Here is a 14,223-nt window from a genome sequence, read left to right as displayed (position 1 = left end):
GATTCACCCGGCTTGAAACCAGCCCCGCAATGTGAGGTGCAGTACCTATGGACCGTCTGCTCGATTCACTCTTCCCCAGCGCCGAGAACATCCCGGAAACCTGGCGCCTGGGAGCCCCACTGGAACAACGCGACTACCTGGTGAACGGCGAGCTCAGGCGCTGGGACGGGCCTTTGGCCACGGTGCGCAGCCCGGTATGGCTGAAGGAAGGCGCTGAAGAACGCCAGGTGGTACTGGGCAGTGCCCCGCTGCTCGATGCCGAAACCGCGCTTACCGCACTCGACGCCGCCGTACACGCCTACGACAAGGGCCGCGGCGCCTGGCCGAACATGCGTGTGGCCGAACGCATCCAGCATGTCGAAACCTTCCTGGCACGCATGCGCGAGCAGCGCCAGGCCGTGGTCAAGTTGCTGATGTGGGAGATCGGCAAGAACCTCAAGGATTCGGAGAAAGAATTCGACCGCACCTGCGACTACATCGTCGACACCATCAACGCCCTCAAGGACCTCGACCGCCGCTCCAGCCGCTTCGAGCTGGAACAAGGCACCCTCGGCCAGATCCGCCGCGCGCCACTGGGCGTGGCATTGTGCATGGGGCCCTACAATTATCCGCTGAACGAAACCTTCACCACGCTGATCCCGGCGCTGATCATGGGCAACACCGTGGTGTTCAAGCCGGCCAAGTTCGGTGTGCTACTGATTCGCCCGTTGCTCGAAGCCTTCCGCGACAGTTTCCCACCGGGGGTGATCAACGTGATCTATGGCCGCGGCCGGGAAACGGTGAGCGCACTGATGGCCAGCGGCAAGGTCGATGTATTCGCCTTCATCGGCACCCACAAGGCCGCCAGCGACTTGAAAAAGCTGCACCCGCGCCCGCATCGCCTGCGCGCCGCGCTGGGCCTGGATGCCAAGAACCCGGGCATCGTGCTGCCGCAGGTCGACCTCGACAATGCTGTCGATGAGGCGGTTACCGGCGCGCTGTCGTTCAACGGCCAGCGCTGCACGGCGCTGAAGATCCTGTTCGTCCACGAGGACGTGATCGACGCCTTCCTCGACAAGTTCCAGCACAAATTGGCCGCCCTCAAGCCCGGCATGCCCTGGGAGCCGGGCGTCGCACTGACGCCGTTGCCGGAGCCCGGCAAGGTCGACTACCTCGACGGCCTGGTCGCCGATGCCACAGCCAAGGGCGCCCGCGTGCTCAACGAGGGTGGCGGGGAAAGCCGCGGGTCGTTCTTCTACCCGGCCTTGCTGTACCCGGTGAACCACGACATGCGCGTGTACCACGAGGAGCAGTTCGGCCCCCTGGTACCGGTAGTGCCCTACCGCGACCTGCAGACCGTCATCGACTACGTGCTGGACTCCGATTACGGTCAGCAGCTGAGCCTGTTCGGCAATGATCCGGCGACCATCGGCAGCCTGGTCGACATCTTCGCCAACCAGGTCGGGCGCATCAACATCAACGCACAATGCCAACGCGGGCCCGACACCTATCCGTTCAACGGCCGCAAGAACAGCGCCGAAGGCACCCTGTCGGTGCATGACGCCTTGCGCGTGTTCTCCATCCGCACCCTGGTCGCCACCCGCTTCCAGGAGGCCAACAAGGAACTGATCAGCGAAATCATCCGCAACCGCCAGTCGAGCTTCCTGACCACCGACTACATCTTCTGACGGCCGCGCTTATAGAAAATCGATCTAGCGCCATTGTCGATTTTCCATAGGCGCAAACGACTCTATGCAACAGGGCGCCCTTCGGCGCCCACTGCAAAGGAGAGTCGAACATGGCAGTCAAACCCATCCCCGAAGGCCAGCACAGCATTACCCCCTACCTGGCCATCAACGACGCCGCCAAGGCCATCGAGTTCTACAAGAAAGCCTTTGGTGCGGTCGAGATGTTCCGCCTCGATGCCCCTGGTGGCCGTGTGGGCCATGCCGAACTGAAGATCGGTGATTCTTCGCTGATGCTGGGCGACCCCTGCGACATGGAAGGTGGCCTTACCGCCAGCCAGAAGCTCAGCGGCGCAGGCGTGGGCCTGCACCTGTATGTTGAGGATTGCGACAAGGTTTACGCCCAGGCCCTGGCAGCTGGTGGCACGCAGTTGCACCCCTTGACCGACCAGTTCTACGGCGACCGCAGCGGCACCCTGAAAGACCCGTTCGGAAATATCTGGTTCGTCTCTACCCACAAGGAGGACCTGAGCCCTGACGAAATTCGTGCCCGCGCCGCGAAGATGTTTGGCGGTAACCCAGAGGCAAGTTGAAAGCCGCGCGACTTTGCTTGAAGCTTGAGGCTCGTGGCCTGGAGCTGCTTCATGCGAATCATCGACAAAACCGCTGCGCAGGTGCGCAGCCTGACCGCCGCCGAAGAGGATCTGCTGGTCGGCTTTGCCACCGGCAGCCTCGTCGGCCCACGCCTGCTGCAGGCCAACCAGCTACTGATGAAGGTACGCAACGCCAACCAGTGGCTGGCCTGCGACTGCCGCAACGACGCCTTGCCGGTGCTCAATGTCACCCTTAACGGCAGCACCGGCACCCTGTTCCTCAAGAACAACCCAGGCACCGCCGAGCACGCGCCTGGCTGCCCGTTCACCAAGGACGAGCGGGAGGCCATCGAGCGCGAAGACGACCCTGCGCCACCAGCCGCCTGGCTACCGCCCGACACGCCATTGCGCCTGATTGGTGACTTTCGCGCCGGTACCGCCAGTGCCACCAGTGAAGGTAACGACCGGCGCGAACAGCAGCGTCTGCTGTCGCTGTTGCTGACCTGGCTCGAAACCAGTGGCCTCAATCTCTACGCCACCCACCTGAAAAAGGACCTGACCACGCAGTTTGCCGAATTGCGCAGCGTGGCCAGTCGCTACCCGCTGCTGGAGCGGGTACCTGCCAGCAACTACCTGGAAACCCGGCTGGACATGAAGCACATGATGATGCTCAAGTCCCGCCTGCGTGAGGCCAGCGTGTTCGGCAACCATCGCCGCCATGGGCTGATGCTGGACTGCGTTGACCAGATCAAAGGGCGCAAGCTGTTCAACAACCGCAGCGCAGACGGCTTCGACTTCCAGGGGCACCATCTGTACTGGGGCGGTAGCCGCACCACCGGGCCGTTGCTGGCGCTGATGATCTACTCGCCGACCAGCGCCGGTAGCCATTTCTATGAGCTGATCCATGTGGCCAGCGTGCCGGTGCTATCGCGCGCGCATCTGTTCCCGGTGTACCGCGATGAAGAACGCGAGCCGCTCAAGGCCCTGGTCTCGCTGATCGACTGGATGGCCAGCAAGGGCGTCAAGGTGCAGATGCGCCGGCCGGTGATAGGCGGCCAGGTGATGGATGAACTGGTGATGACTTCGGACCAAGACCGGGTATTGTCAGTGTCGCTACTGGAACAGCCCATCGGGCCAGAGCCGGACGCCGAAAACTTCAAGCGCTACGCCGACTTCAAAAGCCTGGAAACTTTCCGCAAGTTCGTTGCCGGTTTTTTCATGCGTGAGCGCTAGAAACCGGACAGTACGTGCTCCGCTGCAGGAGCGGCCTTTGCGTCGCGACTGGGGCGCAACGCGGCCCCAAGACCGCAGGCTATTGACTCAGTCCAGGCATTCCCTGGCAGCCTGGCGCAATTTGTCCCCAGACAGGAAGCTGCCCTTGTAGAAGGTCGCGCGGCTGCCATCGCGAGAGTCAACCACGTCCAGCACATCGTCACTTGCCACTGCACTGGATGCCGTCAGCCGGTAGCCGTGGGCTATCGACTTCTGGGTAGCCTGGGGGGCCAAAACCTGCCACTTAGGCAACACACAGGCGGCGTACGCCTGCGGCGTTTTTTGGGTCAGCTTGCTGGCAGTGGGTTTGCCAGGCGTTGCGCAGCCGGCAAGACTGGCAACTAACGCAGACGCGATGAAGATACGAAAAGTAGACATTTGCAATTGGCCGTCAGGAATACGCTGCATTCTAACGAGGGTAGCCTCGGGTTTCTAATCAACCAAGGTCTTGCTGCTGAATTTTCGTGCAAGTGCCACAGCAACAACGCGCCCGTGACAACACAACCACATCACGGCTTGTTTACGGGAGCCCGGAACGGCAATTAATTGTTTGCACCCAGGGAACGAATTCATTCTGCCCCGCTTCTGATCAACATCAGGCAACGGCATCACCAGCCGGCTTTGCTCAGGAGAACCCTATGCTCTGGTGGCTGGAAATACTCGCTCAATATGCAACTTCCACCGGCCTGGCCGTGCTTTGTATTTTCGTGTTCTGGGCGTATGGCCTGGCATTCGGCAGGGCCTACATGAAGCTCCTCTCGGGCCTGCTGGCCGCCATGCTGCTAATGATCGCCGCATGCCCGCACGGTGTGGACTTTGCACTGGGCAAACACTTGGCGCATGGAGATACCAGTGCGCTGCTGCTGTTTATCGCAGATGCAACAGGCGTAATCACAGCGGTGGTGGTGGCCTCGTTTTTCTTCAGCCCCGGGCGGTTGCAGGACGAAGCCTGAGCGGGACCCATGGAGAGCACCTGATATTTCTGCCAGTAGCATTGGCGGCTGAACGTTGAGAAAGTGAAACTGCCAATGTGGCATCACACCGCAACCCGGCCAGGAAATACACACCATGCAAAAGCACGCCAACACCACGCGCTTCTTCTATCAGAATGGCAAACTCGTCACTGTCAAAACCAATGAACAGGGCCGTAGCATCTTCCGCTCCTCGGATGTGCCGCTTGCCGAGCAACAATCAGACGGCACCCACCTCAGCGGATTGCTGGTGACCGACGACAAGGGTTCGGTACTACAGGTGCAGGAAAAAAGCTGAGGCCCTCGGGCCGCATCGGTGCCACCGCAAGGATCGCCGCCTTCCACAAATCTGTTGTCCTGAGGCGATGCTCATGGCACCGTTGACGCCACAGACCAGGAAGGCCTTTAGCACCATGGAAACGCTTCACAGCATCAAGTCAGATCTGGTCAGAACAGCCGATCATCTGGAAAAGCTCAGCCAGGCCATGAGTGGCCACGCCAGGTTCATGGAGGCAAGAGCCACTTTGCAGAGTGCGCTCGACGTGACGGCGCACATCAGGTCCATCAATGTGGTTGCGGACGAGTTGCGCTCTGTCGCCGCGAAAATCGACGACGACATTGACGGTGCTTGCTGATAAGCGAATCGGCACGTCAGGTGCCCGGCCAGCTCTTCAGCTGAACTTGAGCTTCACCACTTTGCTCAGCGCCCAACCACTGAAGACGTAGAACGCGTCCAGGTAGAAGCGCCCCGCATAGTTGGGCAGTGGCGAGTGATTCAACAGCACATCCGGGTCAGGCGCCGGTGGAAACAGGGCATAAAAGCCGCTAGGCAGCACCGCCAGGGCCAGCAATAACAGGTAAGTCGAGGCTTGCACAAGGGTGCGCCGACTGCCGAAGCTGGCCGACCATTTCAGCCCGTAGAACGCAACCAGGCCGGCAACGGGCAACACCCAGAAATGCGTCGGGATCCCAATGAACATTTCGGCGACAACGCTTCTTGCTTCCACCCACTGTCCTCCATCCAAATGCGTGAATTATCACGGGCAAGGCAGGCGAATGCAAAAAAAGCGCTGCTCAAGCCAGTTCTTGAAATTTGCCGGTGAACCTGCATACAGCGCGTTGGGCGGATATCATGCTGACGTTCCCAAACACAAAAAACCCGCTTTCGATGGCGGGCTTTTAGTGTAGGGAGGTCAGTGCATCATGCTTTTGAACACATCAACGCGGCATCCAGCAACCGGCCATGGTCGTACCAGGCATCGCGTTGATAGGCTGTGAACTGGTGCTGGCCGGCTGTGCTGCGCAACTCCACAAGGCCCTCTGCCTTGCTGGGGTCGGTGCTTTCGATGAACAGTCTGACCGAGTTATCGCCATCGACCTCGTAGGTTTTCACATGCCCTGGCAGTTCGCCCTTCACGCATCCCAGATACACGGGTGCGCTTTTCGCGGTGGTGCCAGAGGTATAGTCATGGCCGTCACGCACGTCAGGGGTTTGTGCGCAACCTGCCGTGAACAATGTGGCGAAGGCGGACACGAGTAAGGCGCCTGCTAACGATATTGAGCTCTTCACGCGACACGCTCCTGCTGCCCCATCTAGAACGTAGGAAAGTGTTGCCAGTAGCACGCCATTTTTTAGTTTTCGTGAGCCCATGTTACTGCTCAACAACAACCGTGCCCTATGTTTGTTTGCTATATGGGTCAAGGCTGCATTCAGGGCGCAGTGAACGTTCTCTTCTGATGAGCATAAGCAACCGCAAGTGGCCCCAACTCCGAGTATTCCCAAGCCCACTATCGGGGTCAGGCGATGGCGTTCAGAAACACCAAGGTTGCCACCAGGTCCAGGACCAGCACAGCAGTCACAACGAAAACCATGTAATAACGGTCATCCTGAGTCATTTCGGCGCTCTCCGCGGGTCAATGTCTCAGGGTCACAGCAATTATCGTTCCATCACCGAAGCCCCTCCAATGGCTGCCGCTACGCTCATGCATGGCGGCCCTCTACGACGCCTTGACCTGGCACACCCCGTTGGCTTTGTTCTTGCCGGTGTACGAGACATCGGGCGAACCGTCGGGGTTGATCGACAGTGACACAGTCACCCCGCTGCCCTTGGCTTCAAAGTAGTTGTCGTTGAACTTCTTCAGCTTGCCTTCTTTGCCATTGATGTAGATCGGCCCGCCCTTGTCGGCATGCACCTCGATATTTCCGGGGCACGTTGCGTTCACCAGCGGAATACCGGCGTGGGCAGCGCCCGAAGCTACCAGCAAAGCAGCCAGCAATAGTCGTTTCATCTCACGCTCCTCGAGTGGTTTGACAGCCAGCATAGCCTCCGGCGACCACTGAACCGGCTCTATAGCCCCTCTTTCTCTATTTCGAAGCGGCGAAAAGGTCGGCGGCAGGAGCGCCTTCGGCAGCGATGTGGCGCGCCCGAGCCACTCCCCAGGCAAGCGCCCTGGTCATCGACTCGCCTGGCCGAGAGTTGAATGCCTCCTCAAATAACGCCATCCCTGACCGAGCATAAACCCCCAGGAACATCTGCGCTCCACCCGTTCGGGACAGCCTGACCCGCACATCGATGCGGGTGCCGTCACTCAGTGTTTCTTCATGACTTTGGTGGTGCAGTGTCGGGTCAGCCCAAGCCCAGTAAACGTGGCCCCTCATTCGCATAAGCTCTCCTTCACCGCCAGTGGGTGATTGGTGCAACCAGGATGGGCAGACCCCTTCATTTGTGATTAGGCCTATCCAACTAGCTTGACCACCAGGCGCGAGCAAAAGCTCCATTTTTTTACCCCTCGCCCTCGACCCACTGCCGCGACATGGCGGCAAAGGCGAAGCCAGGCAAGGGGGGCGGTGACCGAAACACCGTTCCTGTTCCCTCCTTCGACGAACGCCGGGTGCGTGAAACAGGCCTGCGGTTACCCTGAACAGCGGGTGCCTGTGCCGAATGAATTGGGATCAGGCGTCGCCCCCCATACAACTGCCGTCACACCTATGCGACAATACGCTCAATGTCCGGCCTCAACCCCGCATTTATCGCCCAACAGCTCGGGCATAGCGTGCAGATGCTCTTATCGACTTATGCGCGCTGGATTAACTCGTCCAACGACTGGCGGAGCCGGAAAAGCTCCAGATTGGTCCGAAATTGGTCCGTAGCTGCGAAGAAGCCACGTAAGTTATTGATAGGTAAGCTCCTTGATCTCCACCGCTAACATCACCATGCGATTATTTTCGCGGTTTTGAGCGGTGTAGAGTGCAGTGTTTCCGGGGGTTTCAGCCTCTCAAGAACGCATAAAAACGCATGCATTGGCCCAAGAATTGGCCCAAGAATGGCTCCCAGTTCCGGGGCCCAGGCCGAGCCGTTTCCCGGATTTGCAATCCGATACAAGAATTGCCCTCTCATGCGGCGTTGGTGTGAAAACAAGTTCCAAAACAAACTGGGATTTGCCGGGCTGTAACCCGCATTCTACAAGGGTCGCCGTTTCAGTTTTGGAACTGATTTTGGCCCCATTTTTATCCGCCGTGCAGCGCTGCACCGAAGCGCCTAAGACAACCTCAGCACTGGCTTGACCCTGCCCCTCCAGCACCCCTCGCTGCCTCATGAGTGGTATCACCATTGCTATCGCCTTGAGGATTCTCGCACCAGCACCTGGCACTACCCGCATGCATGTCGTAGACGGATTTCACTCCGCCCCAAGGCCCATTGGAAGAAGAACGATCACGGCGATGATCGTCCTCCTCACTATGGATCAAATGCTGGATTCTCAGATAGAGTAGCCGTTTTTGGGGAGGTGCACTCATGGCTTACGATGCGGATGACGTCTATTGGCTGTTGGAAAATTTAAATTTAGCCCGCAAAATAGACGACATAAAATCCAACATTGAATCCTTAACTAGTCAAATTGATAAAATTGATGCAATTGGAAAAGGGGAACTCTTTGATCTTCAACAAGTTTTGTCAGACCATCTTAGCGAAAAGCCAGAGCCAAAAACTAGCAGTCTCGAGTTAGATACCGTAACCAAGTCACTAGATTCGATTTCCTTAGTCTCAAATCATATTTTGGAAGTGGTGGAGCGCCCTGATAAAGATAACTTAGTCTGGCCACCTCTATTAGGACAGATAGTAACCTTGCAAGGGTGGGACTATCCGCATGTAGTAAAAGCTGTTGAAGTCGAAGATGGAGCTGTAAAGTATTTAGTAGGTGCGAGCACTCGCCGTGACGACCCCCGAGATGTTTCGGTTAGACTGTGTGAGCTTGTGCCCCATAGATGGTGAGACTGATGCTTAGCTGGATGTGTCCTGCCCAATAGCCTCAGATAGGTGTTGGGCTCGGCGGTTTTCAAGACCGTAATACAAACGCCCTATCCACGCGGGCTAAGCGGAGAAATCGATTCCAAAACAAACGCAAAACGACACTGCCACAGGCCGTATACTACAAGGGTCGCCGTTTCAGTTTTGGAACCGATTTTCGGCCCATCGCCCACACCTTTCACTGCCATCCGGATGGAACCTTATGAGCAAAAAGGCACGATCTGCAGGAACTCAAAAAAGGGAAAAGGAGAAGGAAAAGGACCTCCAAAAAGCAGATAGACGGCGCGCTCTTGAGAGAGAGCGGGCGGATGCACAGCGAAAGAAAACGGTTGCGCTAATGCGGAGCGGAAAGCTGAAGCTCAAGAAAGCCAAACCCGAAGAAGAGCTGTATAGCATGATGCCTTCAGTGCCCAACCAATCGGCGATAAGGCGAGAAGATGTCGTCATAGACAAGAACACGGATTCAAGAAAGGAGCCGAACCATTACAAGCTCGAAGGCGATACCGGCTGGTAAAGTGCCGTCCGATCCAATCAAATCCCCTACCTCTGCCACCTTCTAGTACTGCAGCAGTAGCGTGAGAATCGAGCCTCAGGCCGCGCCGTAAGCGGCCTGTGCATTGGCCCTGTCTAATACAGTTCTGCCAGTTTCAGCGACTTTGCCCCACTAAAACCGAGAAGCTTTCGAGCAGTTTTAGACAGCTTCAGCACCCCCACCCTGGCGTTCTGCCAACGATGATCCGGCCAGGCTCATCACTCCCCATCCCCTCCCACGATTCGTACTTGAACAGGCCGATGTGATAGGCCTCTTCAAACTCCATCAACCCCCAAGCCCTCGCCGCCTCGGACAGCTCCAGCATGTCGACCAGGTTCTCGGCGCTGACCTCACGCCGACGATGGGCGGCATAAGCCATCTCATCGAGCACGGCAGCGCGCCCGTCCGGGTCTGTGATCAGGGCGAACTGGTCGTTCAATTCATCCAGCCATGCCTGCGGTATCCCGGCCATCATTCTGCCCTGCACCACCAAGACTGCGCATACAGCACGCCCTCGACCTCCTCTACCCCGTTGATATTGATCCCGAGCTGGGCCATACCGTTGACCTTGGCGTCGTGCAACCGGGGTATCACGTCCGGCCCCGGCGTAGGGTTGAAGATCCAAGCCTGGGTGGACACACGGCCCAGAGGCTCGCTATGGTGGTCGCCGATGTGAACGTCGGCGCGCAGCGGCTGAATCTTACTGAGCTGCCCGGTGGGGATGGCCACGCCATTCACTCGGCGGCGGACGAGGAGGAAATACATGGGGCACCGATACTGTATAAAGATACAGTATCGTAGCGATTGATCCCGGCGCCGGACAACTGCCGATCGGCGGATCAATGAAGAGGCGGCAGATCCGTGCCCCGGGCCTTGGCTATGACGCGAAGCTGATAATCGGACACTGCCTGGAACAGAGACTCGGCATGCAAGTGCAGGCGCTCGACCTCTTCAGCTGGTTCGCCACGATCTTGGGCCTCGTGGTAGACACGCAATGCGTCCACCGCCTGCTGAATCAGCGACTCGCCGGCCTGAACCATTCCTACAAAAGTACGCTTGTCCATAACCATACCTGACTAGTTTCTCTACAAATAGTAGCCTCCTTCGCGGAATTAGAGCTGATGGTCAAGCCGAACGCTTGGCATCAGCCCTTACTGTGCTCTGGGGAAGATGGCCCCGTCCCCCGCTTGATGCCGCGTGGCCCCATGATCCCCCACATAGCTAAGCCGACGATAGGCAGTGCTAGGAGTAGCAGTGCCCACATCGCTTTGGTCGACTCGGTCTTGTCACTCCGAAAGACACTGACGATGGCCCACAAATCGACAAGCAGAATGATCACCGCTACGGCGATCCAGAAATACGTCACAGGCTCGGTCATAACCGCCTCTCATATTCAAGTGAGCAGGCCACGAAAACCCGTGGCCTCGTATAACAGGGAAGCCTGCGGGCCGCTCAAAGTTCAGGCAGCTTGGTCCGGCGCAGATGAATGGACGCCACGCACACTGAACCAACTTCGGCTGCAACACGTCCATCGCAAAACAGCAGTCGGATGAGCCACTATGCCTAAAGACCTAGCATTCGAGGCGCTTGACTGGTTGTCACATCTAGCGCACTACCATCAGCGCTGGCTGCGTGGTGAGCGCGCCTGAGGGCAACGGCCATGAACGAAGACGAGCTGATCTCAAGGCACCATCCGGTCGATGAAGACATGCCCATGCAGCACCGTGTATGGCGCTTCGAACGGGTTGGATGGTACACGCTGGTGCTGCTCGTGATGCTTGCGCTTGCCGGGTTATTTGGCAACGGTCCGCTCAGCGACGCCCAAGCCGTGAGTACCGACGGCCGTATAGAGGTCGACTATCAGCGGCTCAGCCGTACAGGCAGCATCGATAATTTGCGAATCACAGTTCGCGGCGCCCCGGGGGAGCAGGTGATAGTGCTGCTGGGCGGAACATTGCTGCAGACCGCCAGCATCGAGACCATGCAGCCCCAGCCGCAGATGTCGCGGTCTCATGGAGAGGCGCTTCTGCTGGAACTTGGAACCGGCAAAGACGGTATCGCCACACTCTATCTGACCCTGCGCAGCGAGCATGTTGGCATCCTTGAAGGCATTGTCAGGGCAGGCCAGGCCAGCGCGGTAAACTTTTCAACCTTCCTGTACCCCTAGGAGCGTGATATGGACTCCATCCTTCGTGCGGCAGGCATGTATGTTGCGCTGATGTTGCTTTTTCGCGTGGCTGGCAGGCGCTCGCTGGCCGACCTAACCACATTTGACTTCGTGCTGCTACTGATCATTGGCGAAGCAACTCAGCAGGCGTTGCTCGGGGAAGACTTTTCCTTTACCAACGCTATCTTGGTGATTGCTACGCTGATTGTGCTGGATGTCGGTCTGTCGTTGGCCAAGCTTAATTCCAGACCTTTGGCACGCCTGCTCGACGGCCATGCCACATTGGTGGTGGAACAGGGACGCTTTCTACACCAGCGCATGCGCCGGGCAAGGCTAACAGAGGACGATATCCTTGAGTCGGCCAGGGACAGCCAAGGCATCGAACGCGTCGAGCAGATCAAATTTGCTATCGTCGAGCGAAACGGCAAGATCTCGATTATTCCCCGAAACTGACATCAGTTTCTGATAGCAGCCAGTCACGGCAGCTTGGTTCGGTAACAGCGAGAAGCTTGAGGCAGTTTTTAGACAGGGTTACCACCCCATCCCGGCGTTCTCGCAACCCCGGGCCGCGCTAGGACGTACCCTATCTGACCTTACTTGCGGATCATGGGCGCACTAGCGGGTTGTATGGATGGCAGAAATGATCCGCACTTTTTCCAGACGCTGCTCTCCAATAAATCGGGTGTTCCCGTCAGCGCCCACATTGAAGCCCGTTGATACAAGGAGATAAGACATGCCTGCACGTAAGACTGTTGAAGACCTGTTCATCCATGAGCTCTCTGATGTCTACAGCGCCGAGAAACAAATCACCAAAGCGTTGCCAAGGTTGGCTCGCGCTGCCACCAATCCGCTGCTTGCGGAGGCCTTTACTTCCCATCTCGAAGAGACCCACGGGCAGATCGAACGCATCGACCAATTGGTCGAAAAGGCAGGATTGAAGCTCAAGCGGATGAAGTGCGTCGCAATGGAGGGCTTGCTCGAGGAGGGCAAAGAACTACTGGACGAGATTGAAAAGGGCCCAGTTCTGGATGCTGCGCTGATTGGCGCCAGTCAGAAGGTGGAGCACTATGAGATTGCAGCTTATGGGACGCTGATCGCTATGGCAAAGCATCTGGGAATCAAGGAAGCTGTTGATCTACTTGTCGATACGCTTGCCGAAGAAAAAGCTGCAGACGAAAAGCTTTCGGCGATTGCCGAAGAAGGTGGTAACCAAGCGGCCACTCTAGAGAAGTAAAACAGGGCTGCCCTGCGTGACGCCGCAGGGCTAGCTTTCAACACGAATGACCAATCGTCGTCTCATCAAGGTGTAAGAAAAGATTTCCAAGAATCGCAGGGGTCATACACACTGAGTCTGCTTGGAGCTACGTTATGAAATTTGCACAGTTCTGCCAATGGCTGGCGAAAAACTCTGGCCGACCGCGGACCTTTCTGATCGCCGTTTCCCTCATCATTTTCTGGGCAGTGTCAGGGCCGTGGTTCCACTACAACGATACCTGGCAGCTGATCATCAATACCTCAACGACGATCATTACCTTTTTGATGGTATTCCTGATTCAAAATACGCAGAACCGAGATAATGACATCATTCACGTTAAGCTTGACGAGCTCATAAGAGCAACCAAGTCTGCTGAAAGGTCAGTACTAGATCTAGAAGCGCTCGACAATCGACAAATTCACGAGCTTCGAAAGGAATATCGAGCCATGGGAAGTGAATGCGAGCACGAGCCATCTCCGCTCGCAACCTCGGATGGACTCACGAAAGACGGTCATCAGCGATAGGTTGATCACGGAGCTTACTGGGCTGAGCTGGTACGCGTAGCCGGTGCTAGCGCGCGGCTGGTAGCCGTAATAAGCTCCTCGATGGACCAAGGCTTAAAAAGATAGCTGACGGGTGGTGTGATAGTCGACACATCCAATGGCGAACCGGAGGTCAAAATCGCTGGGACCCCTGGCCATTTTTGATGAACCATAGAGATAAATTCCATTCCCTTGATGCAACCTGGAATAAAGTGATCGACAATCATCAGGGAGCAGGCACCCTGAGATGCAAGGAGATGAATAAGGGCGTCCTCGGCATTGCCGAACGCCACACATGTGGCTCCCATCTCAGCCAAGATTGCTACCAGCAATGCTCGAAGAATCTCATCATCTTCGACAATTACTACAGTCAGTCCTGACAAAGACAGCTGATCCTGGTCAAGTTTCATCTGGTTCTCCAGCTACGATGAGGCTATGAGTGTTTCAGCTTCAGAATCATCAGTCGATGGCGGCATTTGGCCACATCAATTGGAAGCACCAGGGCGGATGCCGCCCTGGCACACCCTCTCAGGAGTGTGGACTTCAAGGAGCGGCGGAAAACTTCTTCATATCAACTGCAGGCGCCACAAACTCAGGGCCTTGCCCAGTAGGGCGCCACCGCACCTTGGAGATCCCATAGCGCTCAGCCATTGGGCGACTGACCTTCTTGATGTTGTGTTGACCGAACCTGGGAATCACGCCAACTCCAGCATCGCAACTCGCCCAATGCCAAGCCTCAGCGTTGTCCATTCGTTCCTGCCGGAGGATGAAGGTCCGGTAATCACCGTGAAGCTCATACTCAATTATGAAAAGCTTATTCTCTGCCATTGGACTCTCCTCCTTAGAATCACCGTCAATGGAGCTACAAAGCGGGCGAAAAATTCACTTCTTTTTGACCGTACGGTCACGCTCCTCCAAGC

General features: G+C 57.1%; 23 protein-coding genes and 1 pseudogene. 13 read left to right on the top strand and 11 right to left on the bottom strand.

Features of this window, described 5'->3' with window-relative positions; translation table 11 throughout:
* Positions 1 to 47 precede the first annotated feature (47 nt).
* The 3 genes from N805_RS06560 to N805_RS06550 all read left to right on the top strand — a co-directional run bounded on the left by N805_RS06560 (position 48) and on the right by N805_RS06550 (position 3,490).
* The gene (locus tag N805_RS06560) at positions 48 to 1,667 is read left to right on the top strand and encodes an NADP-dependent glyceraldehyde-3-phosphate dehydrogenase (RefSeq protein WP_019471663.1); all 1,620 of its coding nucleotides are present in this window, start codon (positions 48 to 50) and stop codon (positions 1,665 to 1,667) included.
* 110 nt (positions 1,668 to 1,777) lie between these two features.
* Positions 1,778 to 2,257 carry a VOC family protein gene (locus N805_RS06555; protein WP_019471662.1) on the top strand — a complete coding sequence of 160 codons (480 nt, stop codon included), beginning with the start codon at positions 1,778 to 1,780 and terminating at the stop codon, positions 2,255 to 2,257.
* A 51-nt stretch (positions 2,258 to 2,308) separates the two neighbouring features.
* Complete coding sequence (locus N805_RS06550; protein WP_019471661.1) at positions 2,309 to 3,490, top strand: hypothetical protein; 1,182 nt, start codon at positions 2,309 to 2,311, stop codon at positions 3,488 to 3,490.
* A gap of 87 nt (positions 3,491 to 3,577) precedes the next feature.
* Here N805_RS06550 and N805_RS06545 read toward each other — a convergent pair whose 3' ends face one another.
* Entirely contained in the window at positions 3,578 to 3,937 is a 360-nt protein-coding gene (locus tag N805_RS06545; protein ID WP_019471660.1) for a hypothetical protein, read from the bottom strand.
* A gap of 230 nt (positions 3,938 to 4,167) precedes the next feature.
* On the opposite strand from N805_RS06545, the gene N805_RS06540 reads away from it, so the two are divergent.
* From N805_RS06540 to N805_RS06530, 3 genes are all read left to right on the top strand, one after another.
* Positions 4,168 to 4,482 carry a hypothetical protein gene (locus N805_RS06540; protein WP_019471659.1) on the top strand — a complete coding sequence of 105 codons (315 nt, stop codon included), beginning with the start codon at positions 4,168 to 4,170 and terminating at the stop codon, positions 4,480 to 4,482.
* Between the two features lie 115 nt (positions 4,483 to 4,597).
* Positions 4,598 to 4,798 (top strand): hypothetical protein, encoded by a 201-nt coding sequence (locus tag N805_RS06535; RefSeq protein ID WP_019471658.1) that lies wholly within the window; start codon positions 4,598 to 4,600, stop codon positions 4,796 to 4,798.
* Positions 4,799 to 4,913: 115 nt separating this feature from the next.
* On the top strand, positions 4,914 to 5,135 hold the full coding sequence (locus N805_RS06530; RefSeq protein ID WP_026034473.1) for a hypothetical protein: 222 nt from the start codon (positions 4,914 to 4,916) through the stop codon (positions 5,133 to 5,135).
* 36 nt (positions 5,136 to 5,171) lie between these two features.
* Here N805_RS06530 and N805_RS06525 read toward each other — a convergent pair whose 3' ends face one another.
* The 4 genes from N805_RS06525 to N805_RS30950 form a co-directional block, all read right to left on the bottom strand.
* A complete protein-coding gene (locus N805_RS06525; RefSeq protein WP_019471656.1) occupies positions 5,172 to 5,480 on the bottom strand; it encodes a hypothetical protein in 309 nt (102 codons plus the stop codon).
* A 221-nt stretch (positions 5,481 to 5,701) separates the two neighbouring features.
* The gene (locus tag N805_RS06520; protein ID WP_026034471.1) at positions 5,702 to 6,070 is read right to left on the bottom strand and encodes a hypothetical protein; all 369 of its coding nucleotides are present in this window, start codon (positions 6,068 to 6,070) and stop codon (positions 5,702 to 5,704) included.
* Between the two features lie 428 nt (positions 6,071 to 6,498).
* Positions 6,499 to 6,789 (bottom strand): hypothetical protein, encoded by a 291-nt coding sequence (locus N805_RS06515; protein ID WP_026034470.1) that lies wholly within the window; start codon positions 6,787 to 6,789, stop codon positions 6,499 to 6,501.
* Positions 6,790 to 6,865: 76 nt separating this feature from the next.
* The gene (locus N805_RS30950) at positions 6,866 to 7,165 is read right to left on the bottom strand and encodes a hypothetical protein (protein ID WP_019471652.1); all 300 of its coding nucleotides are present in this window, start codon (positions 7,163 to 7,165) and stop codon (positions 6,866 to 6,868) included.
* A 141-nt stretch (positions 7,166 to 7,306) separates the two neighbouring features.
* On the opposite strand from N805_RS30950, the pseudogene N805_RS30945 reads away from it, so the two are divergent.
* The 3 genes and pseudogenes from N805_RS30945 to N805_RS06505 form a co-directional block, all read left to right on the top strand.
* Positions 7,307 to 7,670, top strand: a pseudogene (locus N805_RS30945) (site-specific integrase); the annotation flags it as partial.
* Positions 7,671 to 8,294: 624 nt separating this feature from the next.
* Positions 8,295 to 8,771: a hypothetical protein gene (locus tag N805_RS30475; protein WP_155412675.1), complete on the top strand. Its 477-nt coding sequence runs from the start codon at positions 8,295 to 8,297 to the stop codon at positions 8,769 to 8,771.
* Positions 8,772 to 9,009: 238 nt separating this feature from the next.
* Positions 9,010 to 9,321, top strand: a complete 312-nt coding sequence (locus tag N805_RS06505) for a hypothetical protein (protein ID WP_019471651.1) — start codon at positions 9,010 to 9,012, stop codon at positions 9,319 to 9,321.
* A 187-nt stretch (positions 9,322 to 9,508) separates the two neighbouring features.
* Here the strand turns inward: N805_RS06505 and N805_RS06500 are convergent, their stop codons facing one another.
* From N805_RS06500 to N805_RS06485, 4 genes are all read right to left on the bottom strand, one after another.
* Positions 9,509 to 9,814, bottom strand: coding sequence for a hypothetical protein (locus tag N805_RS06500; protein ID WP_019471650.1), 306 nt, complete (start codon positions 9,812 to 9,814; stop codon positions 9,509 to 9,511).
* Complete coding sequence (locus tag N805_RS06495; protein WP_019471649.1) at positions 9,811 to 10,104, bottom strand: hypothetical protein; 294 nt, start codon at positions 10,102 to 10,104, stop codon at positions 9,811 to 9,813. The genes N805_RS06500 and N805_RS06495 overlap by 4 nt, the downstream gene beginning before the upstream one ends.
* Positions 10,105 to 10,178: 74 nt before the next feature.
* Positions 10,179 to 10,403, bottom strand: coding sequence for a hypothetical protein (locus N805_RS06490; RefSeq protein ID WP_026034469.1), 225 nt, complete (start codon positions 10,401 to 10,403; stop codon positions 10,179 to 10,181).
* 80 nt (positions 10,404 to 10,483) lie between these two features.
* Positions 10,484 to 10,717, bottom strand: coding sequence for a PLDc N-terminal domain-containing protein (locus tag N805_RS06485; RefSeq protein WP_019471647.1), 234 nt, complete (start codon positions 10,715 to 10,717; stop codon positions 10,484 to 10,486).
* 282 nt (positions 10,718 to 10,999) lie between these two features.
* On the opposite strand from N805_RS06485, the gene N805_RS06480 reads away from it, so the two are divergent.
* The 4 genes from N805_RS06480 to N805_RS06465 all read left to right on the top strand — a co-directional run bounded on the left by N805_RS06480 (position 11,000) and on the right by N805_RS06465 (position 13,285).
* A complete protein-coding gene (locus N805_RS06480; protein WP_019471646.1) occupies positions 11,000 to 11,506 on the top strand; it encodes a hypothetical protein in 507 nt (168 codons plus the stop codon).
* Positions 11,507 to 11,515: 9 nt separating this feature from the next.
* Positions 11,516 to 11,959, top strand: a complete 444-nt coding sequence (locus N805_RS06475; RefSeq protein WP_019471645.1) for a DUF421 domain-containing protein — start codon at positions 11,516 to 11,518, stop codon at positions 11,957 to 11,959.
* Positions 11,960 to 12,239: 280 nt separating this feature from the next.
* Complete coding sequence (locus N805_RS06470; RefSeq protein ID WP_019471644.1) at positions 12,240 to 12,740, top strand: ferritin-like domain-containing protein; 501 nt, start codon at positions 12,240 to 12,242, stop codon at positions 12,738 to 12,740.
* 134 nt (positions 12,741 to 12,874) lie between these two features.
* Positions 12,875 to 13,285 carry a low affinity iron permease family protein gene (locus N805_RS06465; protein WP_019471643.1) on the top strand — a complete coding sequence of 137 codons (411 nt, stop codon included), beginning with the start codon at positions 12,875 to 12,877 and terminating at the stop codon, positions 13,283 to 13,285.
* 14 nt (positions 13,286 to 13,299) lie between these two features.
* Here the strand turns inward: N805_RS06465 and N805_RS06460 are convergent, their stop codons facing one another.
* Both N805_RS06460 and N805_RS06455 read right to left on the bottom strand, forming a co-directional pair.
* Positions 13,300 to 13,713, bottom strand: coding sequence for a response regulator (locus N805_RS06460; RefSeq protein ID WP_019471642.1), 414 nt, complete (start codon positions 13,711 to 13,713; stop codon positions 13,300 to 13,302).
* A 133-nt stretch (positions 13,714 to 13,846) separates the two neighbouring features.
* On the bottom strand, positions 13,847 to 14,131 hold the full coding sequence (locus N805_RS06455; RefSeq protein WP_019471641.1) for a DUF6555 family protein: 285 nt from the start codon (positions 14,129 to 14,131) through the stop codon (positions 13,847 to 13,849).
* Positions 14,132 to 14,223 lie beyond the last annotated feature (92 nt).

The organism is Pseudomonas putida S13.1.2, assembly GCF_000498395.2.
Taxonomy (GTDB): domain Bacteria; phylum Pseudomonadota; class Gammaproteobacteria; order Pseudomonadales; family Pseudomonadaceae; genus Aquipseudomonas; species Aquipseudomonas putida_Q.
Note: the sequence above shows the minus strand (reverse complement) of the source record. Positions and strands in the feature narration are given on the sequence as shown.